22 protein-coding genes are annotated in these 22,537 nt (G+C 40.6%); 14 read left to right on the top strand and 8 right to left on the bottom strand.

Going from position 1 to position 22,537, the window contains the following annotated elements; genetic code table 11:
- Positions 1–27: 27 nt before the first annotated feature.
- The 3 genes from rpmA to SGI74_06850 form a co-directional block, all read right to left on the bottom strand.
- Entirely contained in the window at positions 28–282 is a 255-nt protein-coding gene (rpmA, locus tag SGI74_06840; GenBank protein MDZ4677212.1) for a 50S ribosomal protein L27, read from the bottom strand.
- Positions 283–296: 14 nt separating this feature from the next.
- Positions 297–824, bottom strand: coding sequence for a 50S ribosomal protein L21 (gene rplU / locus SGI74_06845; GenBank protein MDZ4677213.1), 528 nt, complete (start codon positions 822–824; stop codon positions 297–299).
- Positions 825–1,116: 292 nt separating this feature from the next.
- A complete protein-coding gene (locus SGI74_06850; GenBank protein MDZ4677214.1) occupies positions 1,117–2,616 on the bottom strand; it encodes an Rne/Rng family ribonuclease in 1,500 nt (499 codons plus the stop codon).
- 60 nt (positions 2,617–2,676) lie between these two features.
- Between SGI74_06850 and SGI74_06855 the strand changes: the two genes are divergently transcribed.
- Positions 2,677–3,816, top strand: coding sequence for a type IV pilus twitching motility protein PilT (locus tag SGI74_06855; protein ID MDZ4677215.1), 1,140 nt, complete (start codon positions 2,677–2,679; stop codon positions 3,814–3,816).
- A 12-nt stretch (positions 3,817–3,828) separates the two neighbouring features.
- On the opposite strand, the gene SGI74_06860 is transcribed toward SGI74_06855, so the two are convergent.
- Positions 3,829–4,296, bottom strand: coding sequence for a hypothetical protein (locus tag SGI74_06860; GenBank protein ID MDZ4677216.1), 468 nt, complete (start codon positions 4,294–4,296; stop codon positions 3,829–3,831).
- A gap of 13 nt (positions 4,297–4,309) precedes the next feature.
- Positions 4,310–4,594, bottom strand: coding sequence for an acylphosphatase (locus SGI74_06865; protein ID MDZ4677217.1), 285 nt, complete (start codon positions 4,592–4,594; stop codon positions 4,310–4,312).
- Between the two features lie 264 nt (positions 4,595–4,858).
- On the opposite strand from SGI74_06865, the gene deoC reads away from it, so the two are divergent.
- From deoC to SGI74_06895, 6 genes are all read left to right on the top strand, one after another.
- The gene (gene deoC / locus SGI74_06870) at positions 4,859–5,509 is read left to right on the top strand and encodes a deoxyribose-phosphate aldolase (GenBank protein MDZ4677218.1); all 651 of its coding nucleotides are present in this window, start codon (positions 4,859–4,861) and stop codon (positions 5,507–5,509) included.
- An 8-nt stretch (positions 5,510–5,517) separates the two neighbouring features.
- Positions 5,518–6,828, top strand: a complete 1,311-nt coding sequence (locus tag SGI74_06875; protein ID MDZ4677219.1) for a thymidine phosphorylase — start codon at positions 5,518–5,520, stop codon at positions 6,826–6,828.
- Positions 6,825–7,673 (top strand): purine-nucleoside phosphorylase, encoded by an 849-nt coding sequence (locus SGI74_06880; GenBank protein ID MDZ4677220.1) that lies wholly within the window; start codon positions 6,825–6,827, stop codon positions 7,671–7,673. The genes SGI74_06875 and SGI74_06880 overlap by 4 nt, the downstream gene beginning before the upstream one ends.
- Complete coding sequence (cdd, locus tag SGI74_06885) at positions 7,657–8,055, top strand: cytidine deaminase (GenBank protein MDZ4677221.1); 399 nt, start codon at positions 7,657–7,659, stop codon at positions 8,053–8,055. Before SGI74_06880 ends, cdd begins: the two co-directional genes overlap by 17 nt.
- Positions 8,056–8,141: 86 nt before the next feature.
- Positions 8,142–9,545 (top strand): hypothetical protein, encoded by a 1,404-nt coding sequence (locus SGI74_06890; protein MDZ4677222.1) that lies wholly within the window; start codon positions 8,142–8,144, stop codon positions 9,543–9,545.
- A gap of 191 nt (positions 9,546–9,736) precedes the next feature.
- Positions 9,737–11,020 carry a S8 family peptidase gene (locus SGI74_06895; GenBank protein ID MDZ4677223.1) on the top strand — a complete coding sequence of 428 codons (1,284 nt, stop codon included), beginning with the start codon at positions 9,737–9,739 and terminating at the stop codon, positions 11,018–11,020.
- A 4-nt stretch (positions 11,021–11,024) separates the two neighbouring features.
- Here the strand turns inward: SGI74_06895 and SGI74_06900 are convergent, their stop codons facing one another.
- The gene (locus tag SGI74_06900; protein ID MDZ4677224.1) at positions 11,025–12,545 is read right to left on the bottom strand and encodes a hypothetical protein; all 1,521 of its coding nucleotides are present in this window, start codon (positions 12,543–12,545) and stop codon (positions 11,025–11,027) included.
- Positions 12,546–12,640: 95 nt separating this feature from the next.
- Here SGI74_06900 and asnS point away from each other — a divergent pair, with 95 nt between their 5' ends.
- From asnS to SGI74_06935, 7 genes are all read left to right on the top strand, one after another.
- On the top strand, positions 12,641–13,945 hold the full coding sequence (gene asnS, locus SGI74_06905) for an asparagine--tRNA ligase (protein MDZ4677225.1): 1,305 nt from the start codon (positions 12,641–12,643) through the stop codon (positions 13,943–13,945).
- A 13-nt stretch (positions 13,946–13,958) separates the two neighbouring features.
- A complete protein-coding gene (locus SGI74_06910; GenBank protein MDZ4677226.1) occupies positions 13,959–15,518 on the top strand; it encodes an acyl-CoA carboxylase subunit beta in 1,560 nt (519 codons plus the stop codon).
- Positions 15,519–15,532: 14 nt separating this feature from the next.
- On the top strand, positions 15,533–17,023 hold the full coding sequence (gene accC / locus SGI74_06915) for an acetyl-CoA carboxylase biotin carboxylase subunit (protein MDZ4677227.1): 1,491 nt from the start codon (positions 15,533–15,535) through the stop codon (positions 17,021–17,023).
- A gap of 3 nt (positions 17,024–17,026) precedes the next feature.
- On the top strand, positions 17,027–17,554 hold the full coding sequence (locus tag SGI74_06920) for a biotin/lipoyl-containing protein (GenBank protein MDZ4677228.1): 528 nt from the start codon (positions 17,027–17,029) through the stop codon (positions 17,552–17,554).
- The gene (locus SGI74_06925; GenBank protein ID MDZ4677229.1) at positions 17,532–19,109 is read left to right on the top strand and encodes a methylmalonyl-CoA mutase family protein; all 1,578 of its coding nucleotides are present in this window, start codon (positions 17,532–17,534) and stop codon (positions 19,107–19,109) included. Before SGI74_06920 ends, SGI74_06925 begins: the two co-directional genes overlap by 23 nt.
- Entirely contained in the window at positions 19,096–20,328 is a 1,233-nt protein-coding gene (locus SGI74_06930) for an endonuclease/exonuclease/phosphatase family protein (GenBank protein ID MDZ4677230.1), read from the top strand. Before SGI74_06925 ends, SGI74_06930 begins: the two co-directional genes overlap by 14 nt.
- Before the next feature lie 103 nt (positions 20,329–20,431).
- Positions 20,432–21,556, top strand: coding sequence for a VWA domain-containing protein (locus SGI74_06935; protein ID MDZ4677231.1), 1,125 nt, complete (start codon positions 20,432–20,434; stop codon positions 21,554–21,556).
- Here the strand turns inward: SGI74_06935 and tatC are convergent.
- Complete coding sequence (gene tatC, locus SGI74_06940) at positions 21,549–22,298, bottom strand: twin-arginine translocase subunit TatC (GenBank protein ID MDZ4677232.1); 750 nt, start codon at positions 22,296–22,298, stop codon at positions 21,549–21,551. The two genes, SGI74_06935 and tatC, sit on opposite strands and share 8 nt — an antisense overlap.
- Complete coding sequence (gene tatB, locus SGI74_06945; protein MDZ4677233.1) at positions 22,295–22,534, bottom strand: Sec-independent protein translocase protein TatB; 240 nt, start codon at positions 22,532–22,534, stop codon at positions 22,295–22,297. The genes tatC and tatB overlap by 4 nt, the downstream gene beginning before the upstream one ends.
- Positions 22,535–22,537: the final 3 nt, after the last annotated feature.

The following is a 22,537-nucleotide window of genomic DNA, read 5'->3' on the forward strand; positions in this document are numbered from 1 at the left end:
AGGAACCTTATAATAATTCAAATCAAATTAAGCGGGATACACGCTCACAGCTAAACGAGTTCTGCTTTTACGCTCAAACTCAACTTTACCATCTACTAAAGAGTAGATTGTGTGATCGCGGCCCATTCCAACGCCGGAGCCCAAATGAAATTTGGTTCCACGTTGACGAACAATAATGGTTCCCGGTTGAACAACTTCGCCTGCAAATCTCTTAACGCCTAAGCGTTTACCTGCAGAATCTCGACCGTTTCTAGTACTACCACCAGCTTTTTTTGTTGCCATTTTCTAACCCTCAATTACTTTTTTGATTTCGCTTTGGTTGTCTTTTTCACGCTAGATTTTTTCTTAGCAGATGAAGACTTTTTCTTAGCCGTATCTTTTGACCCGGCTCCCTTTGCTACTTTTTTAGTTTGTTTTTCTTCCACACCTTCAACTGAAGCTTTGCGCTCAACTACTTTCTTTTCGCGATTTGCGAGAAGAACATGGGGCTTGGTTTCAGCTTTTGCACTTCCAGATGAAGTTAAAATCTCAGTTACAAAAAGGCGTGTTAACTCTGATCTGTGGCCTCTCATGTTGCGGTATTTCTTACGACGCTTTTTCTTGAAAACTAATATTTTTGAGCCACGATATTGTTGTTCAATAACAACTGTGACTTTTGCGCCTGATACTGTCGGAGAACCAATTACAGTTTGATCTCCTCCGATCATAAGAACTTCTGTTAAATCTAATGTTGCTCCTGGTTCACCTTCAAGCTTTTCAACGGTGAAAGAGAGACCTGGCGTAACGCGATACTGTCTACCGCTTGTCTTTACAACTGCGTACATTTTAGGAACTCCTCTGAACTTAATCGTGTTGCGCCTTTTTCAAGCGCATCAATTAGAATTTTGCTTAAATTAAGAGTCTTTAAATGCCATAAAAGACAGGGTTTTGTCAAGATAAGCGCTTATGCAATCGCTGTTGGGAGAGGTTTTGGTGGAGAAACGTCAAAGCTTAGCCAAAAATCACAAGGGGTTGTTTAATTTTCATGGTGCATACGACGGCTGCCACCCGCTAAATCACGCTCCGAATGCCATTCACACTCTTAATGCTTAAAAAGCAATGACCCGGCTTGTTTTGTTAATGTTTGGAAAATACCTCGAACTGCTCTAAATGAAAGGCTTCTTCAGTTTTAATAACAATACGACGACCCAATGATTCTTCTGTCTGTTCAAGCATTTCGCGCTCTTCATCATATAGCCAGTCCGCCAAATCAGGATGTACGTGAATTTGTGTGACTTGAGCCTCTTTATCGCGACCCTCTCGCTGAAGTTCGCGAAAAATTTCATAACAAATCGTCGTTTTACTCTTAATAAAGCCTTTTCCGTCGCAGTAGGAGCAGGGTTCGCAAAGTGTCTTCACTATGCTTTCACGCGTGCGCTTGCGGGTCATTTCTACAAGACCTAATGCGCTCATGTTTAGAACATTTGTTTTTGCTCTGTCTTTTAGCAGTTCATCTTTGAGTGCAACGAGAACTTTTTCGCGATTAGCTTCTTTCTCCATATCAATAAAATCTAAAATTATAATACCGCCGCAATTTCTAAGGCGCATTTGATAAGTGATCTCTTTTACGGCCTCAAGATTTGTTTTAATAATCGTATCTTCGAGATTTCTTTTTCCCACATAGCGACCTGTGTTCACATCAATCGCCACGAGGGCTTCTGCCTCATCTATAATGATATAACCACCGCTCTTGAGCCAAACTTTTCGGCCAAGGGCTCTAGAAATTTCAAGTTCAATTCCAAAATGATCAAAGATCGGGTCTTCACCAGTGTAGATTTCAACATGTGCTTTAAGCTTCGGCATAAATTGATTTACGAATTTTAAAACTTTTTTATGGGCTTTTGCGTCGTCGATTACCAATCGTTTTACGTCTTCAGTGAAAAGATCACGCACAGCTCTGAGTTCAACATCTAGATCGGCGTGGACTATTCCACTGCCAGATTGTTTTTCATAATTACGCTGAACTTCTTTCCAAAGTTTGGTCAAAAAATCCATGTCACTTTTAATATTTTTTTGGCTTGCTCCCTCGCACGCCGTACGCACAATGAACCCCCCCTCAGGTGGTCGCGCGGTTTTAACAATTTCTTTAAGTCTTTTTCTTTCTTCTTCTTTTTCAATGCGCCGAGAAATTCCGATATGTGAAACAGTAGGCATATAGACAAGGTTTCTACCGGGAAGACTGATATGCATCGTGATGCGGGCACCTTTTGTTCCGATAGAGTCTTTTGCCACCTGAACCAAAATTTCTTGGCCCTCTTTTACAAGATCTTGAATTTGAGCTTTTGGTGCTGGTGGGCGGGTGATTTCTTCATTTTCATCGTCGATAATAATATCTTCCGTAGAAACTGAATCATCGCGAATATCGCCAACATATAAAAACGCTGCGCGATCAAGACCGATATCAACAAAGCAAGCTTGCATGCCGGGTAATACCCGTAAAATACGGCCTTTATAAATACTACCCACGAGACCTTTGTCACGCTCACGCTCAATGAGTAAATCGCTGATCACGCCATTATCTAATAGCGCCACGCGGGTCTCTGCTGAGGTCGAGTTTATGATGAGTTCTGAGGCCACTTTCTAATTTCCTTACGACTTTTCAAGTATCTGCCGATAAATATTCTGAAGGAAGTGTCTATGGCGAAACTTGATCAACTATTTGTATTGATGAAGCAACAAAATGCTTCCGATCTTCATTTGACGACCGGTTCGCCACCGTTTTTCCGCCTTCATGGTGAGATGGTGAAATTGAACTATCACAACCTCACGCCAGAAGAAACACAAGCTCTTATTTTTGAACTATTAACTGAAAAACAAAAGCGCCAATTCATTGAAAACTGGGAACTTGATTGCAGCTACACCCTTGAAGGCACGGGGCGATTTCGCTGTAACGTGTTTATGCAAAGGCGCGGTATTGCAGCGGTTTTTAGAATAATTCCTGAAAAAATATTAACCGTTACTGATCTTGGGCTTCCCGATTCACTTTTAGATTTAATCAATGTGCATAAAGGCTTAGTGCTCGTGGTTGGGCCAACGGGTTCTGGTAAATCAACAACCCTTGCTTCATTAATTCACCACATCAACTCAACTCAACAATCGCATATTATCACCATTGAAGACCCGATTGAGTTTGTGCATGCGAATTTAAAATCACTCATCAATCAAAGAGAAGTTTCAAGTCATACAAAATCATTTGGCAATGCTTTAAGAGCAGCACTTCGCGAGGACCCAGATATTATTCTAGTGGGTGAGATGCGCGATCTTGAGACAATCAGTCTTGCCATGACTGCTGCAGAAACAGGTCACTTGGTGTTTGGAACTCTTCATACAAACAGTGCACATAAAACTATTGATCGAATCATTGATGCCTTTCCACAAGAACAACAATCTCAAATTAGAGTTATGCTTTCTGAAAGTTTAAGAGGTGTTATTGCTCAATCACTTTTGCCTAAGGCCGATGGCCAAGGTCGAATTGCCTGCTTAGAAATGCTTATCAACACGAGTGCCGTTTCAAATTTAATTCGAGAAGGAAAAACGTTTCAGATTCCGAGCGCTATGCAGACGGGTCGAAATGAAGGAATGATTACCTTTGAGTCTTATGTACAAGATTTATTGAAACGCGGAATGGTCACACAAAAAGAGGCCAATGAATTTGTGGGTAAAAAACCTTTACTCAGCACGAATTCCTCATTTGCTGGTGGCGGAGCTGGTGCTGGTGCTGGCTCAGTACCGAGTCCTAATCCCGCAATAAAACCACCCATCAAAAAGTCTTCATAAATTTTATAATTATTAAAACTGAATGGCTATTTGGCCACCTAGAGATGTGGCGGTGTTGTCTGCTGACTTTTGGATAAGTGGCCCCCATAGAAGTTTAGGTTCTTTGATTTCAACGTTGAGATCAGTTGAAATTTCGGGTGCTAATTTTTTCTGATCTAAAAACACACCGCGAGGGGAACCGTCAGAATTAGTAACCGGGCCTTCATAATATTCACGAGTAGTGGCTGAACGAAACGTAACATAGACAGTTCCAACGATTACACCTACGGCAAAACCAATAGCAATATTTGAAAGCTGTTCTTGGGGGCGTCCGTAAAAACTTAATGTTGAAAGACCCATGATTGCACCACCAAGACCTGCGAACACAATGGTTGCAAGTTGTCTGCGTGGGCCGCTTGGTTTTTTGCGCATAGCTTGTTGGCCAAAGGCGCTGCTCCCAACAAAAATCATGATCAATAATGTAGCGATAAATTTTTTCAAAATTTAATCCCCCCTATTTCGTACTTTCACGGCGAATGAAAAACAACTCCTTGGGAATACCCTCTTTTACATCGTGTATTTCAACATCCTTCACTTCGGCAGTAGCGGGGCCTTTACGCGCCCATTTAATCATTGTGTCGACGTGCGCCTCTGTTCCAGCGACGAGTATTTCTACTCGTCCATCGGGCAAGTTTCTCACCCATCCGTTAAGCGCTAATTTTGTACCCATTTCATGAGCATGAAAACGAAAACTCACGCCTTGAACTTTCCCTGATAAAAACACGCGTTTACAAACCATGAATCGATGTTACACCCTTCTAAAGTAGATAATCGTATACTTTGACAATAACGGTACGCGTTGCTATTTTATAGTGTTTTCTTAGGAGCCCCCATGAAACAAGCCCAAAAACATGACTTGGAACGCCTGGTCGAAATTGTGACATCAGAAGTATATCGAAGGCTAGATCCTTCAGCGCCTGCTAACACAACCGTTGAGCCAAAACGCGACACGCAAAATACTACTGAAGTCAAATCACCACCTACTCGTCAGCAAATTGCCTCAATGATTGACCATACGATGCTAAAACCAGATGTTTCTCATGAACAAATCAAAAAACTTTGTGAAGAAGCAGCTCAATATAAATTTGCTACCGTTTGCGTGAATTCAAGTAACGTTGGTCTCGCAGCAAAACTTTTAGAAGGCTCAGGTGTAAAAGCCATCGCCGTTGTTGGATTTCCATTAGGGGCCAGTGCCCCTAGAGCGAAAGCATTTGAAACATTAGAGGCCATTCGCGCAGGTGCTGGTGAAATCGATATGGTTATTAATATCGGCTCTCTCAAAAGCAAAGACTACAAACTAGTTTATGACGACATTCGCGGCGTAGTTGATGCCGCGGGAAGTATTCCGGTAAAAGTCATTCTTGAAACTTCAAACTTAAATACAGAAGAAAAAATAATTGCATGCGGACTTTCTAAAGCAGCGGGAGCAGCGTTTGTAAAAACAAGCACTGGTTTTGGAGGCGGCGGCGCTACAGTTGAAGATATTAAACTTATGCGAAAAATCGTTGGCCCAGATATGGGAGTAAAAGCCAGTGGCGGTGTGCGCACTTATGAAGATGCTTTAAAAATAATTAAAGCTGGTGCAAATCGCGTTGGAGCATCTTCAAGTGTTGAAATTGTCACGGGCCAAAAAACAGAATCAAAAGGTTACTAAAAACTCTCATGATTCCAGCAGAGATAATCAAATTAAAACGAAACGGTTTTGAACTTTCAGAAAAAGTAATCCAAGAATTTATTAAAGGTTATGTTGAAGATTCAATTGCTGATTACCAAATGTCAGCACTTCTCATGGCCATTTACTTTCAAGGTATGACAAAAAAAGAAACCTTCGCTTTAACTTCAGCCATGCTTCACACGGGCCTTGTTATTGATCTTTCTGATATTTCAGGAATGAAAATTGATAAACACTCAACCGGTGGCGTTGGCGATAAAACCAGTATTGTTATTGGCCCTATCGTCGCAGCAGCGGGTGTGAAAGTGCCCATGATTTCTGGGCGTGGCCTTGGTCATACAGGCGGAACACTTGATAAGCTTGAAAGTATACCTGGTTTTAATACTCAGCTTTCACTATCAGAGTTTAAAAAACTCGTTAATGAACACGGGGTTTGTTTTATAGGGCAAACAAAAGAAATCTGCCCCGCTGATAAAAAAATGTATTCGCTAAGAGATGTCACAGGCACCGTTGAATGCATTCCATTGATTTGCGCTAGTATCATGTCAAAAAAATTAGCGGAAGGAATCGATGGTCTTGTACTGGATGTAAAAGTTGGCCAAGGCGCTTTCATGAAAAATAAAAATGAAGCGCAAAAACTTGCTCAAGGGCTCATTGAAATTGCAAAACTTGGGGGAAAATCTGTAACAGCCCTTTTAACAGATATGAATCAGCCCCTAGGGTACGCAGTTGGCAATGCATTAGAAGTTAAAGAATGCCTTGAAGTTCTTGATAATAAAGGGCCTGATGATTTACGCGAACTTTGCCTTGAGCTTTCTGCTCATATGATTTTACTTGGAAAAAAAGCTAAGAATATTTCTCAGGCAAAAAAAATTGCTGAAGAACTTTTGGTTTCCGGTCGAGCAAAGAAGGTTTTTGTTGATATCGTGAAAGCACAGGGCGGAAGATTTACTCTGCCCACTGCTGATAAAACACAAACACTTAACTCACTTAAAAACGGTGTCGTTAAAAAATTAGACGCCGGCAAAGTTGGTCTTGCCAGTTTAACACTTGGTGCAGGAAGAAAAAGATCTGAAGATACTATCGACATGGCTGCAGGAATAATTCTGCATAAAAAAATAGGCGATAAAGTTAAAAAAGGAGAGCCCCTTGCGACTCTTCATTACAGCAATAAACTTCCAACTACTTCTCTCAACGAGTCACTCAACTATCTTAAAGACGCCTACGAGTTTAGCTTGCAAAAAAGCAGTCCTCCCCGTCTTATTATTAAGGTGATGACCACTCAAGGATCTAAAAAATGACCAACATCCCAGATCAGCTCAACGATGCTGTTTCATATATAAGATCGCAATGTCAGATGAAGCCTCGAATAGGTCTTATTTTAGGAAGTGGCCTGGGTAATTATGTTGATACAATCAAAGCTGAATGGAGTAGCGAGTATTCGCTGATTCCTCATTTCGGTACAACCTCAGTTGAAGGTCATCGCGGAAGACTTGTTTTGGGTCACATAGAAGATGTTCCCGTCGCTGTCCTTCAAGGTCGTCTTCATTTGTATGAAGGGTATTCAATTTCTGAGGTGGTGTTTCCAACGCGCACCCTTGCCATGCTTGGAATTGAAGTGCTTTTAGTTACAAACGCAGCTGGGGGTTTAAGTAAACGTATGGTGGCTGGTGATTTTATGGCCATTAATGATCACATAAATCTCATGGGCGATAATCCACTTAAAGGGCGTCAAATGGAGCGCCTTGGCCCGCGCTTTCCAGATATGACTGAAGCTTATGATAAAAAACTTATTAAAATTTCTTTAAATGCGGCAAAGAAAAATAAACTGCATATGCGTGAAGGTGTTTACATCGGACTTCCTGGCCCCACATACGAAACTCCGGCCGAAGTTCGTTATCTTCAAAAAATTGGTGGCAATGCTGTCGGAATGAGTACGGTTCCTGAGGTTATAGCTGCAAATCACTTGGGTCTTCGTGTTTGTGGCGTGAGCTGCATAACAAATCTCGCTGCGGGATTATCTAAAAACAAATTAACACATACTGAAGTGACTGAGACCGGCAAGCGCGTTGAAGGTAAATTTCAAAACTATGTGACTATGCTTGTGAAACAAATTGCGGAGCATCTTGATGGAACCACTCGATAAAGCTTCAAGGGCAATGAAAAAAGCCTACGCCCCCTACTCTGAGTTTCAAGTTGGCTGTGTTGTTGTTGGTAACTCAGGTCAAGAATACATCGGTTGCAATATAGAAAATGCAAGTTATGGAGCGACAATTTGTGCCGAACGCATTGCCATTGGCCAGGCTATTGCCCACGGTGAAAAAAAGATTAGTAAAATTTATCTTATTAATAGTTCAAAAATGCCCGTCACCCCGTGTGGAGTTTGTCTTCAGGTGATGTCAGAATTCGGAAAAGACTTTGAAATTACCTCAGCCTCTAAAGATCAAAAAATAGTACGTGAGATGCATTTTAAAGATCTATTTCCCATAGCATTTGATAAAAAATCTCTTCCTAAAAAAACTCGTTAGATTTAGACCTCTTTTAACCTATAAAACTAAGGCTCAATTTGCTATATTACTCCCCAGAGTTAGATTTTTTTACTCAGGAGTAGTTCATGCAGTACCGTATTTTTTCTTTTTTGCTTGTTGTCCTGTTTAGTCAATTAGCTCAAGCTCAATTTTATCACAAAGATCCCGCTCGAGGTCTTAATGTTAATATGATTACATCACCAAGTGGAATTGTTGAAGAGTGTATTTTGCCTAAAAGATTTCCAGGAATCGAATATTCTGACCGAGATCTTAAAATGGAGCAAAAACTCTGTGGCCTTGATTTTTACAATCACCCTCAGCTTGCAGTTTGTCCAAAACTAAAGAGCACAAATCCTGGCATCGAATTACATGTTGTTCCTGAAGGTTCTACAAAAGCAGCGATTGAATCAGCCAACTGCCAAGTCCCCCAATTAGGTAAAAAAATTGCAAAATATAAAAACACCATCACGTGTAGCTACACACCTGCGGCGCTTGGTTATTATCATGTGTCTCGCATTTTAGGTGGTGTCGGAAATGTGCCACAATCTGTAGTTCGCACAATGAGTAAAGAAAACCACTTAGACGTAGTTAAAAAAGCAATTGCAGTCACTCGCGCTAAACACACACCCGGAACAATTATAAGAATCGCTTGGGAAAGACTCTGGCCTGCGGCACATGGGGCTCCCGCAAAATTTCCTAAAATTTTTGATGTCGATTTAACCTCAATTTATGGCGCACTCTCTGTAAACGTGACCGATGAAGAAAAGTATTCTGAACTTAATGGGAAGGGTTCTTACGAATCTCGTTATGTTCGCTTTAAAAATTCATCTGCCTATAATGAGGTGCAATCACTTAAACCTATTTCAGAAATGGTTGGCCCCAGCCTTCAAGAATCAGCTCAGCAAATCATTCGCATGAAAGATGTGAGTGATATGATCTTGTTAGATTATTTACTCAATCAACTAGACCGAATTGGAAATATTCATTTAAAATATTTTTGGGTTTATGTTTATCAAAACCAGTTGATCAAAGTTTCGCTTAAAGGAACACCCGCACTGCCCGACCCGGAACAAAAAACACAAATGAATTCTGTTGGCGCAGTTTTAGTTAAACAAATGATTTTGCGAGATAATGACTGTGGTGTTGCAAAAGATAATATGGCCAAACTCTCAGGCCTTTTAGACGGGGTTCATCATTTAAGCCCACAAACATACAGACGGTTTTTATGGTTTACTTCTCAACTTCAAAATCCTGAATCACAAGAGTTTTTCAAACGTGAAACCCTTTTTACTGATAATGATCTCAAGGGTGTTGGCCGAGGACTCATAACAAATGCGCTTTTAGTAGCAAAAACCTTACAAAATCGCTGCAAACAAGGGCAATTACATTTGGATTTAGATCTAAAAGCTCACGTACAAAGCCAAAACATTCGTGATAGTCGCGAACATTGCGATTTACCCGCTAATTATAATCCCAATTTAGATAATTGAATTATCTGATTACATTCTTTACCTGGTAGCGGATAACCCGCTTCCGGTACCGTGTATTTCCACGACCTAAGCCCATGTCAAAAGATAATCGCTGACGGTACTAACCCTAGACCCACCCTCAAGTGTTATTCTTTATAAGAAGAAGCAAACGTTCGGGGGAACGCGCTTTTTCTAACTAATGGGGGAGTTGCATGGATGCAACCACACGGGGCTTTTTTCTTTTTTTCACCATTCTCTATCTCACAGCTTGCGGCCAAGAAAATGCAGGAAAAGTAAACACGACAAGCTTTGATTGTGCGGGACAGGCGATTTCTGACAGCTTTCTCATTCAATGGAAAGATGACGTTCCACCTGAATTTGCAGCCTATAAACTAAGTCCCGACTCAAAAGTGACCCGCTTTACTGGCGTTAACAAAACACAAATTGAAAATGAAATTCTCCATAAACATCGCAATAACTATAAAACGGCTGAACATGAATTCACTTTAGACGTTGAGGATATTCAACCCCATGCGGCCGCATGTAATACCAATCTTTCAGAACTGCCCGATTCTTGGGGCCCCATTGATATAAATGCCAGCCAAGCGTGGACAACTCTTGGCAAACAAGGCGAAGACATTATCGTAGGCATTGTAGATTCAGGGGTGGATACCCGGCATCCTCTTTTACAAGATAATATCTGGATCAATACTGGTGAAATTGCTGGAAACGGAATTGACGATGATCAAAATGGCTACATTGATGACCACAAAGGCTTTAATTTTGCTGGAATGAATTCTGATGTCATTAGCGGTTCTACCCACGGCACCCATGTGGCAGGAATTGTCGCAGGTAAAACATCTGCTTCAACGAATAACTTCACCGGTGTTGCGCCAAAGGCGAAGATTATGCCGCTTAAATTTATCCATGCTAATTCTGGGTCGGTAGGTGATGCCATAAAAGCGATGGAATATGCCCGACGCCATGGCGCTAAGATTATTAATGCTAGTTGGGGTGGGGATTTATGCAGTGATGTTTTAAAAGACGCCATTGTGGCCGCAACTGTATCCGGTACCGTGTTTGTTAATGCCTCCGGAAATGCTGGTAAAGATTTAGTTCGTGCACCTGAATGGCCCGCTGTTTATCAGCTAGCAGGTAAAATTACAGTAGGGGCTTATAATCTGAATCAACGCTTATCTGGTTTTTCAAACTACGGGGATTTAGTAGATCTTGCGGCACCAGGGGAGAGCATCTTAAGTACTGTGCCCCCTCAAGTAGGTACAGCACAAGGTAAGATGTGCGCCATGAGTGGAACAAGTATGGCCACCCCATTTGTCGCAGGTGTATCAGCACTCTTATTTTCTTATAAACCTTCAGCCACACCCACTGAAATTGCAACAGCCATCAGCGCAAGTGTTGTAACTGGCCAGTATGGCGTTAGAACCAAAGGCAAGCTCAATGCACTGGGTGCAGCCCAATACTTAATGAGCCATTAATTTTTTAGTGGTTTTTAAACCAAGGGGTTTGAACTATGGCGGAAAGATCTTCGCAGTAAACCTTTTCATCTACTGCGGCATTACACATTCCCTTATTATTTCGAACAGCCTCTAAAGTCGAGCGTGCCACGTGGAACTCGTGGCGACGATAATTATCTGATTCAAGTCGCAACAACAAAGGACCCTGTGGATCACGCCTTAAATAGTTAACTAGCTGACGCATGCGAAAGAGATCTTCAGATATAGAATCAAAATAATAAAACTGCGCTAGAGAGCTCCACGTAACTTCGCCGCCCTCGGGTAATTCGATAAAACCCAAAAGATTTGAATTAGCAGCTTGTTGAAAATATGTTCTTGAACAGTACTTATCGCCCATTTTTAAACAAAGCGTGCCGAGCATAAAGGCCTTTTCACCTTGCGACCAACCCCATTTTTCAACAGCCTCTTCTTTAATTTTTCTAAATAGAAAAATTCTTGTTCCAACTTGAAAGTCATTCATAAAACCTTCACCTGGATTTTCATAATTTAATTTTGCTGGCGAACTTTCACACGATTCGCTTTGAACCCGAGCTTTGTCTAATAACTCGGTGTTTTCAGGAATTCCCGCTAAATGAAACGTCTCGTGCAAAAGTGTGTCACCAAGTTCACTTCCGCAGCGACTTAAAGCTAAATTTATACGAGGTTGAGTTACAAAAAAACCCTCATTAAATGGCAATGACGACATTGCACACGCATCGGCATTCATTGATGGGCGTGCTCTACAATCAATAATGGGTTGTTGTAATAGCGCTACTAATAATCTTGAAGCTTGGGTTTTATTTTGCTCCATCCAACAAGTCAGTTTGGGTTCAATTTCAGCCAATGCATCTTCAATTTTCACTCGTTCATTAAAGCTGCAATTGGTTGCATATTTAAAATTAAGAGCACTTCCGTTAAAATCTGAGATTTGAGCAACAGATGAAAGATCTCGCGGCGTAATTTTTGATTCTAATCCCTTTGATAACTTTTCAAGCAACGTAGAAATCCCCTCAACACTCCACGCGGGAACTTCACGCAACTTTAAACCTGCGGCGGGAATTGCGATTTTTCCAAAATTTATTTTCATAGGCTTTGAACTTCGACTACGCCTTCGCTTCTTTTTAAATTCTACGATCTTTTGAATGGAACCATCACTCCAGGTGATTTTTTCGCCATCTTGTATGACACCCGTGCGCGCTTTTTCTCCGTCAAAATCTACGATACGCCTATCGGCTAAAACCAAAATAGCTCGTGTTGGCTTACCTAAGCGATCGGCTTTGAACCCCGCCCAGCGAGCACCAACTGAGCGTTCTAGGATTCCTGTGGGGGCTTCATCAAAATCGTCGTCTGATCTTTCCCAAATTTCTACCCAATGACCGGTTTCGTCTTCTTCGGTCTCATGGGGAAGTTCTAATGATGATTCAGGCAAAAACCACCAACTTAAAGTGGCGGGTTCTGCCGTGGCAACGCTGGGTGTCAATATGAGTAAGAAAATAAAATGAATCATGTAATGAACAACTACATCAGGGGAAGTACTTAGTTTCAAGTCGTAATCGAAAAAATGTTGGAAATAAGAGGGGATACCATGCTACGCAAGTGAATATGCCTAGTGAAATTAAACGTACCTATATCAACGATCTGTCGCAACATGTCGGTCAAACCGTAGAACTTCGCGGTTGGGTTTACAACAAACGTTCAAGCGGCAAAATCAAATTCCTATTACTTCGTGATGGCACGGGCCTTTGTCAGTGTGTTTATTTTAAAGGCGAGTGTGAGGAAAGTTCATTTGTTGAATTTGAAAACCTCACCCAAGAATCCTGCGTTTATGTCACAGGCGTTGTTAAAGAAGAAAAACGTAGTCCTGGTGGTTTTGAACTTTCTGCTAGAACTTTACATATTCATTCAGGTGCTGTTGATTACCCCATCGGTCCAAAAGAACATGGCACTGATTTTTTAATGAACAACCGCCATCTTTGGTTGCGCTCAAATCAACAACACGCAGCTTTAAGAATTCGTGCTGAGATTGTAAAAGCCATTAGAGATTTTTTTGATGGCCGTGGATTTACCTTAGTTGATGCGCCGATTTTTACACCCAGCGCTTGCGAAGGAACATCAACACTTTTTGAAACAAAATATTTTGATGAAAAAGCTTATCTCAGTCAAAGCGGTCAACTCTACATGGAGGCCGGTGCTGCAGCTTTTGGCAAAGTTTATTGTTTTGGGCCAACCTTTCGAGCAGAAAAATCAAAAACACGCAGACATCTCATTGAATTTTGGATGGTAGAACCCGAAGTTGCCTTTAATGACCTTTATGACAACATGGAACTTGCAGAACAATTTGTTGAGTACATTGTTCAACGTGTAATTAAAAACAAAGAAGCTGAGCTTAAAGTACTTGAGAGAAACACCGAGCAACTTGCAAAAGTGAAAGCTCCGTTTCCAAGACTTCACTATACAGAAGCTGCTGATATTATTTTAAAAGAAAATCCTGCCTTTATTAAGGGGGATGATTTTGGCGGAACTGACGAAACAATCATTTCATCAAAGTTTGAAAAACCCGTTTTTGTTCACCATTATCCACAAGCCATCAAAGCATTTTACATGAAAGAAGATTCTAGCGAGCCCGGCTCAAGTATGAGTTGTGATCTTTTGGCAACGGAAGGCTACGGAGAAATCATTGGTGGTGGGCAAAGAGAAGATGATCTTAATAAACTCTTGAAAAAAATTGAAGAACATAAATTAAATGAAGAAGATTTTAACTGGTTTTTGGATTTACGTCGTTATGGCTCGTTTCCCCACGCTGGCTTCGGACTCGGTGTTGAAAGAACCGTTAGCTGGATTTGTGGACTCAGTCATGTTCGTGAAACAATACCTTTTCCACGACTCTATGGTCGCTTAAGACCATAATAGGGGATCAATCATGCCAGAAATGACAACCCACGAACGCTTACAAGATTTAGAAGCGCGCAACGATAAAGCCATGCTGGGCGGTGGTAAAGAACGTTTACAAAAACATAAAGAATCAGGCCGGCTTTCTGCGCGCGAACGCTTAGAGATTCTTTTAGATCCACAATCGTTTGTTGAATTCGATAGATTTGTTACACATCGCTGTAGCGATTTTGGAATGAAAGATAAAAAAATTCCTGGTGATGGCGTTATCACTGGCTACGGTCGCATCAACGGAAAACTCGTTTATGTTTATAGCCAAGACTTCACAGTTTTTGGCGGAAGCTTAAGCGCAACTAATTCTCGAAAAATTTGCAAAATACTCACAATGGCAATGAAAAATGGCGCACCCATCATCGGTCTTAATGATTCCGGGGGTGCCCGCATTCAAGAGGGCGTTGAAAGTCTTGGCGGTTATGCTGATATATTTTTACGAAATACTTTAGCAAGTGGTGTGATCCCACAAATTTCTGCCATCATGGGACCCTGCGCCGGTGGAGCCGTTTACAGCCCCGCGATCACTGATTTTATTTTCATGGTTAAAGACACAAGCTACATGTTTGTTACTGGGCCAGATGTTATTAAAACTGTAACTCACGAAGAAGTGACGAAAAAAGATTTAGGCGGTGCACTCACGCACAGTTCAAAATCTGGTGTCGCTCACTTTGCTTGTGAAGATGACAAACATTGTCTTTTGATGATTAGAGAGCTTTTAAACTTTTTACCTTCAAACAATGTTGATGACCCACCTGTTTTACCCGCAAAAGATGCGCAAGATCGCTTAGAAGAAAAATTAAACTCACTTATTCCTGATAGCTCAAAAAAACCTTACGACATGAAAGATCTCATTAAGATTATCGTTGATGAAGGTTATTTTTTAGAAGTGCAGCAACATTACGCGCCCAATATTCTCATTGGCTTTTCAAGATTTAATGGTCGAAGTGTGGGCATTGTCGCAAATCAGCCGACACATCTTGCTGGTTGTCTCGACATTAAAGCCTCGGTAAAAGCTGCGCGCTTTGTTAGATTTTGTGACGCATTTAATATTCCACTTGTAACAATTGTAGATGTTCCTGGTTTTTTACCAGGAACAGAACAAGAATACGGCGGCATTATTAAACACGGCGCAAAACTTTTATATGCTTATGCTGAAGCAACTGTTCCAAAGATTACTCTCATCACTAGAAAAGCTTACGGTGGCGCTTATGACGTTATGTCTTCAAAACATCTTCGTGGTGATTTGAATTTGGCTTATCCAACGGCTGAAATCGCAGTTATGGGTCCTGATGGTGCTGTTAGTATTATTTTTAGAGAGCAAATTCTAAAATCTGGCGGCGATCAAAAAATAAAAGATCAACTCACCGAAGATTATAGATCTACATTTGCTAATCCGTATAAAGCAGCAGAGCTTGGTTATATCGATGAGGTCATTGAACCCTCACAAACACGCCGACGAATTATTGACGGCCTTGAGAGTTTAAAAAACAAGCGCGACTCAAACCCACCCCGTAAGCACGGGAATATTCCACTCTAAGGGAGGCTAGGAAAATGTTTAAAAAAATTCTAATAGCCAACCGAGGTGAAATAGCAATTCGAGTACACCGCGCGTGTAAAGAGTTGGGAATCAAAACTGTAGCGGTATTTAGCGAAGCTGATCGTAATAGTTTACATGTGCTTTTGGCTGACGAAGCTTACTGCATTGGCCCAGCACCGAGTCGTGAAAGTTATCTTAATATTCCAAAAATTATTGATGTGGCTAAAAAATCTGGCGCCCAAGCGATTCACCCTGGATATGGATTTTTATCTGAGAATGAAGACTTCGCTGAAGCCTGTACAAAATCTGACATTGTTTTTATTGGCCCCACACCCCACGCGATTAGTAGCATGGGTGATAAAATTTCTGCCCGCAATCTTATGGAAAAAGCCGGGGTTCCGATTGTACCCGGAACAAAAGGAGCGGTAACTGACCCCGTTGAGATTAGAGAGTTTGCTAAAAAAGTAGGCTTTCCTGTTTTGATTAAAGCCGCAGCAGGTGGTGGTGGAAAAGGAATGCGCCTTGTTCACACAGAAGCAGAACTAGAGAGCGCTGTTAGAGGTGCCAAATCTGAGGCTCTCAATTATTTTGGTGATGAGAGCGTATATATTGAGAAATATATTACCAACCCTAAACATATTGAAATTCAAGTTTTCGGCGATAATCACGGCAACGTTGTTCATCTTTTTGAACGAGAGTGTTCCATTCAACGAAGACATCAAAAAGTTATTGAAGAATCCCCCTCGCCAGCGTTGAATCCAAAAACGCGAGCCGCAATGGGTGAAATCGCAGTGCGCGCAGCAAAATCAGTTAATTACACAGGCGCTGGTACAATCGAATTTATTTTTGATATTGATTCAGGAGCATTTTATTTTCTTGAAATGAACACACGTCTTCAAGTTGAGCATCCGGTTACTGAACTTGTGACAGGCGTAGACCTTGTTCAAGAACAAATTCTCGTAGCCTTTGGCAATAAGCTTACTTTTAAACAAGAAGATCTCTCTCAAAGAGGATGGGCTATAGAAGCTCGAATTTGCGCAGAAGATCCGATCACCTTTATGCCAAGCCCAGGGAAAATTGTCAGATGCCGACATCCTCAAGGGCCTTTCACACGAATTGATAGCTATGTTTACCCTGGCTATGAAGTTCCCATGCATTATGATCCATTGATTGCAAAACTAAGTACTTGGGGGCCAGATCGTAGCACCGCAATTGCTAGATGCTTGAGAGCACTGGAAGAATTTATTCTCACAGGAATAAAAACAAACATTCCTTTGCACAAAAGAATTCTACAGCATGAGAAATTTCTCAAAGGTGATTTTTCAACTCACTTTATTGAAAAAGACTTTGATGGTTTTGATAAACTATTCACAACAATCGATGATCGCGTTTACTTAATTACCGCCGCAATTGAAGCGTTTAATGAACACAAGAGCCAGGGCGTTTGGGATCTCAATCTTGTCAGCCACTGGAAACGCTATGGTCGAAAAATGTCTTTGAGGTAAGAAATGTATTTTGAAGCAGAGATTAAAAGAAAAAAATACAAGGTTGAGGTTAAAGAAACCAAAACCCATTGGCAGGTAAATGTTCAACAAGTTGGGGAACAACCCGAGCTTATTGAAATTTCAAAAGTTGATTATACAAAATTTGATGATGCCATTTCTTTTTTATTCGGCGGCAAATCATACATGCTTGATCTTGTTCCCACCAAAGAAGGGTGCACGATCTTTACCGGAAATAGTTATCGCAATGTCACTATCCACAATGACGAAAGTCTTTTGCATGAATCTTTGAAAGGTTCAGGTGGAATGGGAAGTTCAGACCAACTTGCAGCTGGTATGCCCGGTAAAATTGCTAAGATTTTTGTCAAAACAGGGCAAAGACTAGTTGCGGGTGCTCCAATTTTAATTATGGAAGCTATGAAAATGGAAAATGAAATGCGCGCCTCACATGACTGCGTAGTTAAAAATGTGCATATCGCCGAAGGCGCCTCCGTAGACACAGGGGCTGTTCTTGTCTCCTTTGAAACCAACTGAATTTTTTTTTAGTCCTAAAGATTCCATAACACATGAAGATTATGGAAAGTTTTTGGGCGCACCCGGCGAATTTCCATACACGCGGGGAATTCAAAAAGACATGTATCGCGGAAGACTCTGGACCATGCGGCAATACGCTGGTTTTGGTACCGCTGAAGAAAGTAACAAGCGTTATAAATTATTATTAAAAAAAGGCCAAACTGGTTTAAGTGTGGCTTTTGATCTCCCCACTCAAATGGGTTATGACTCTGACGACGTTATGGCAAAAGGTGAAGTCGGCAAAGTAGGGGTGGCCATTTCTTCTCTTGAAGACATGGAGATTTTACTTAAAGACATCCCGCTAGATAAAGTTTCAACAAGCATGACCATAAACGCAACTGCCGGAATTTTACTGGCCCTTTATATTTGCGTAGCTAAAAAACAAAATGTTTCGCTCAAAGATATTAAAGGCACCATACAAAATGATTTACTCAAAGAATATATAGCGCGGGGCACGTATATTTATCCTCCGCGCCCCAGCATGAGAATCATCACCGATATTTTTTCATATTGTAAGGACAACGTTCCTCAGTGGAATACCGTGAGCATTAGTGGCTATCATATTCGTGAGGCTGGCTCTACTGCAATTCAAGAAGTTGCTTTTACTTTAGCAAATGGCATTACTTACGTTCAAGCAGCCCTAGATGCCGGGCTTGATGTAGATGATTTTGCTTCTCGATTGAGTTTCTTTTTTAATGTGCATAATAACTTCTTTGAAGAAGTTGCAAAATTTAGAGCGGCCCGAAGGCTTTGGGCAGAAATTATGCGCGATCGCTTTAAAGCAAAAAATCCAAAAAGCTGGCTCCTTCGTTTTCACTCTCAAACTGCAGGAGTCACTCTTACTGCCCAGCAACCTGAAAACAATGTCGTACGCGTAACCCTTCAAGCCTTGGCAGCAGTTTTAGGCGGAACTCAAAGTCTTCACACAAACTCGAAAGATGAAGCCCTGGGTTTACCAACTGAAGAGGCCGTAACACTAGCACTTCGCACACAACAAATAATTGCCAACGAATCAGGTGCACCTAATATCGTAGACCCACTTGGTGGGAGTTATTATATTGAAAATCTCACCTCTAAAATTGAAGCCGGTGCTAAAGATTATATTAAACGTATCGAAGATTCGGGCGGTGTTATTCGCTGTATTGAAACTGGATTTATCCAAAAAGAAATTCAAAACGCCAGTTATGAATTTCAACGTCACGTAGAAAAAGGCGAAGAAATCATTGTCGGGGTTAATGCCTACGTGGATGAGAAAAACACTACGAAAAAATTAAAAATACTAAGCGTGCCGCCAGCACTTGAGAAAAAACAAGTTGCTAGGCTAAAAAAGTACAAAACCTCTCGCAATCAAAAAAATGTTAAGGTTTCGTTAGAACACATTCTCAACGCTGCAAAAACAAATGACAATCTGATACCTTTATTTGTAAAGGCCCTAGAGAATAAAGTTACATTGGGTGAAATTAGCCACACACTTCGTCAAGTTTTTGGAGTTCATAAAGAAAATGTTGTCGTTTAAAAATTCTTTTCTTTTAACTCTGGTTTTAATAGTCGTAATCACTACTAGTGTTAACGCCAACACCAAAGCACTTAACCCGACAGTTATCCCCAATTACACACAAACTAAAAATTTAACAACTTGGAGAGCTAAACTTGCGACATACAATGTTTGGGGTTTAATGCTCTTTAGTAAGTTTAAAAACGATAGAATGCCAAAAATTGGTGAGGCACTCAGAGAACAAGATCTTGACTATGCATTGTTACAGGAAGCCTGGACAACACGAAGTCGCCAAGAAATTTATAGTTCAGCTGGCCTACCATTTATCACGTACTCAGATGTGAATAACACGGTTGGTTCAGGTTTATTTTCACTTTCAAAGCATCCCTATAAACGCCACACCTTTATGCCCTTCACCTTAAACGGTGGATTTGGTCGTCTGTGGGAGGGCGAAGTATTTGCCGGCAAGGGTGTTTCGATGGCGACACTTGATATTAATGGCCTACCCATTTCATTTTTTAATCTACATACAGTGGCTCGACACGGATTAACCGCCACTGACGCAATTGAAGATCGCTACACACCAGAACGCTTAGCTCAACTTTTTGAAATATTTCAGCATATTGTTGAAAACGTAGATTCAGACGCATTTGTTGTCGCTGGTGATTTTAACATGCGCTGGTTTCATACCGAATATAAATTCTGGAAAACCTTAACCTCACTCAGCGGCAACACACTAGAAGAATTCGATAAGACCACTTGCACTTCATGTAAAGACAATATGTTTAATATTAACCCCAGTGGTCAGGTGGACTATGTTTTTGTTTCTCCGAAATTAAAAATTATTGAAAACAAACTTTCTTATACAGAGCGTTTTGTAAATAAACTTGGGGTCTCATTAAATCTCTCAGATCATTACGGTTGGGTTTCAAAAATTGCAATGAATTCATCTAAGAATGAATTTAACAGTGTAGTCGCAAAACAAAACACAATGGATGCGCTCAACTTTCTTGAACTCAGGCTTTATAGATATTTAAATAAAAAGGGCTCATTAGATGACGAAGATTTTCCTGACCCCTTTAATGGCATACAAGACAGAATATGCATTAGCTGTCGCGTGCGTGATTGCATTCGCAAAGTAAATATTTATCAAAAAGTGCTCACTCCAGACGCACAACTCACAGTTAACCAAAAAGCACTTAAATTACGCTTGGAATCTTATTTTAAACTCTTCGATTAATCGTTTTTCGTCTAACAAATATACAGCTCAAAAATATATATCCAACACACTTTGACCTTCTGTTCGATGATCTGTAAAATCAAACAATGGAGTGGGGGAGTATATGAACACCACATCAATATCAATGTGTTTGTTTTTAATGCTTACATTAAGTGCTTGTGGGCCAGGTAGTCCTAGTTTTAGCATAATGCCCACCAATCAAGTTTTTAAACAAGCACCTGGTTTTTTTAATAATCAACTCGATATTCTTTTTGTAATTGATAGCTCGGGCTCTATGGGTGAGGAGCAAGTAAACCTTGCAAGTAATTTTTCAGCTTTTATTAACGACTTTCAAACGAAGGGTTATGATTTTAAAATTGCGGTGATTGGTACTGACGCTTACCTAGCCAATTCACAATTAAGTGGTTATAACTCAGCAAATTCTTCAGTTGCAAAATTTCGTGATCGCGCCATTAAAACTTCAAGTGGCGTTTATCAAGCAATCAGTAATGATAGTATCTGCGGAAACCCCGCCGCACCATTTACAAATGTTTTTGTAATCACCCCATCAACGCCAAATCTAAGTAGTGTTTTTTCAATAAATGCAAAACAATGTATTCGCGGCAATGGTGATGAAAGAGCATTTTCAAGCTTTATGACAGCCCTTAATAGTCCATTAAACGCAGGGTTTTTAAGACCACAGTCTTTTTTAGCCGTAATTATTGTTTCAGATGAAGATGATTTTAGCGGTTATAATCGACCAGCCGAACCAGGCGGAGACAATCCACATGATTATTCACACCCAGATATTGATCCAGTAAATAACTATGTAACTCAACTCGATACACTGACTAATTCAACATCAAGCTTTAAGCGCTATAACGTTTCAAATATTTCAAGACTTGATGAGAATTGTGGAGGTCATCGAGAAATTCAGTATCCGAGCCGCTACATGCAGCTAAGCACATTAACAAATGGAATTTCTGGAAGCATTTGTGATCCAAATTTTTCAACATCTCTAAATCTCATACAAAAAAATATCGCAGAACTTAGCACACAGTTTTATCTTGATCGCACACCTCAGGTAGACACCATCGTGGTCACTGTAAATGGAGTTAAGATTGCTCAAGATCCAGTAAATGGCTGGACTCATAATGCAACTATTAACTCAATAGTTTTTCACGGGGCTTCAATACCCCCACAAGGCGCAGCGATTTCAATTTCATTTGTTCCGGCAACTGTTAAGTAGTTTTTCTAGTTAAAACTCGAACAAGAACCACACTGATTTCATAAAGAATCACTAGCGGAATTAAAAGTGCGAGCATACTCAGCGCATCGGGTGGTGTTACAACCGCAGAAATTACGGCCAACACAACAATGGCATAACGTCTGTTTTTGATTAAGAATTGATGATCAATAACACCCATGATACCTAAAAATACAAGAATCACAGGAAGTTCAAAAGTAATACCGAAGGCTAAGAAAAATTTTAGAATAAAATCTATATATTCACTAATGGTGATCATCGGCGTATCGGTTGTGCCACCAAAGCCTAATAAAAATTTAAAAGCGAAAGGTAAAACCACATAATAGGCAAATGCAGATCCACCTACAAAAAGTGAAATTCCTGAGAATACAAAACCTGCTGCATATTTTTTTTCTTTTAAATAAAGACCTGGAGCAATAAATTTCCAAATTTGATAAAGCCAAAGTGGACTTGTTAAAATCACACCCGCTAAAAAGCTCACCTTCATATGCGCCATAAATTTTTCAAACGGACCCGTAAAATGCAAACCCTTATCAGCCGCTGGCAGGTACGGAACAATTGGGTCACGCAAAAAATTAAAAATGTACTCACTAAATCCGTAGCAAAGAGCAAAGCCGCCCAGAAGAATATATGCCGTTGTAATAAGCCTCACGCGCAGATCAGAGAGATGTTCGGCAATTGTCATAACTTGAGACTGAGTTTGTGGCCCCTCACTATCAATCATGTGGAGCTCTTATTTTTATCATCTGTTTTTGTTAACTCATTGCTTGTTTTTTTATTTTTAATTTCATCATCTACAACATTGCTTGTCATAGAAACTGTAACGTCTGACATGGCTTTTTTTAATTCACCAATTGTTCGCCCCAAAACTTTTGCAAGTTGTGGCAATTGCTTTGGACCAATGAAAATTAACGCTATGGCCGCCAAGAGCAGCATTTCGCTAAATCCGAGATTAAACATTAA

This window comes from Oligoflexia bacterium (assembly GCA_034439615.1).
Lineage (GTDB): Bacteria > Bdellovibrionota > Bdellovibrionia > JABDDW01 > JABDDW01 > JAWXAT01.

Bases quoted from the DNA above. Each gene is read 5' to 3' on its own strand.
- rplU (MDZ4677213.1), bottom strand. From the start codon at position 824: ATGTACGCAGTTGTAAAGACAAGCGGTAGACAGTATCGCGTTACGCCA.
- SGI74_06900 (MDZ4677224.1), bottom strand. From the start codon at position 12,545: ATGATTCATTTTATTTTCTTACTCATATTGACACCCAGCGTTGCCACG.
- SGI74_06910 (MDZ4677226.1), top strand. From the start codon at position 13,959: ATGCCAGAAATGACAACCCACGAACGCTTACAAGATTTAGAAGCGCGC.
- deoC (MDZ4677218.1), top strand. From the start codon at position 4,859: ATGATTGACCATACGATGCTAAAACCAGATGTTTCTCATGAACAAATC.
- tatC (MDZ4677232.1), bottom strand. From the start codon at position 22,298: ATGATTGATAGTGAGGGGCCACAAACTCAGTCTCAAGTTATGACAATT.
- tatB (MDZ4677233.1), bottom strand. From the start codon at position 22,534: ATGTTTAATCTCGGATTTAGCGAAATGCTGCTCTTGGCGGCCATAGCG.
- SGI74_06865 (MDZ4677217.1), bottom strand. From the start codon at position 4,594: ATGGTTTGTAAACGCGTGTTTTTATCAGGGAAAGTTCAAGGCGTGAGT.
- rpmA (MDZ4677212.1), bottom strand. From the start codon at position 282: ATGGCAACAAAAAAAGCTGGTGGTAGTACTAGAAACGGTCGAGATTCT.
- SGI74_06890 (MDZ4677222.1), top strand. From the start codon at position 8,142: ATGCAGTACCGTATTTTTTCTTTTTTGCTTGTTGTCCTGTTTAGTCAA.
- SGI74_06880 (MDZ4677220.1), top strand. From the start codon at position 6,825: ATGACCAACATCCCAGATCAGCTCAACGATGCTGTTTCATATATAAGA.
- asnS (MDZ4677225.1), top strand. From the start codon at position 12,641: ATGCCTAGTGAAATTAAACGTACCTATATCAACGATCTGTCGCAACAT.
- SGI74_06920 (MDZ4677228.1), top strand. From the start codon at position 17,027: ATGTATTTTGAAGCAGAGATTAAAAGAAAAAAATACAAGGTTGAGGTT.
- cdd (MDZ4677221.1), top strand. From the start codon at position 7,657: ATGGAACCACTCGATAAAGCTTCAAGGGCAATGAAAAAAGCCTACGCC.
- SGI74_06875 (MDZ4677219.1), top strand. From the start codon at position 5,518: ATGATTCCAGCAGAGATAATCAAATTAAAACGAAACGGTTTTGAACTT.
- SGI74_06855 (MDZ4677215.1), top strand. From the start codon at position 2,677: ATGGCGAAACTTGATCAACTATTTGTATTGATGAAGCAACAAAATGCT.
- SGI74_06930 (MDZ4677230.1), top strand. From the start codon at position 19,096: ATGTTGTCGTTTAAAAATTCTTTTCTTTTAACTCTGGTTTTAATAGTC.
- accC (MDZ4677227.1), top strand. From the start codon at position 15,533: ATGTTTAAAAAAATTCTAATAGCCAACCGAGGTGAAATAGCAATTCGA.
- SGI74_06895 (MDZ4677223.1), top strand. From the start codon at position 9,737: ATGGATGCAACCACACGGGGCTTTTTTCTTTTTTTCACCATTCTCTAT.
- SGI74_06935 (MDZ4677231.1), top strand. From the start codon at position 20,432: ATGAACACCACATCAATATCAATGTGTTTGTTTTTAATGCTTACATTA.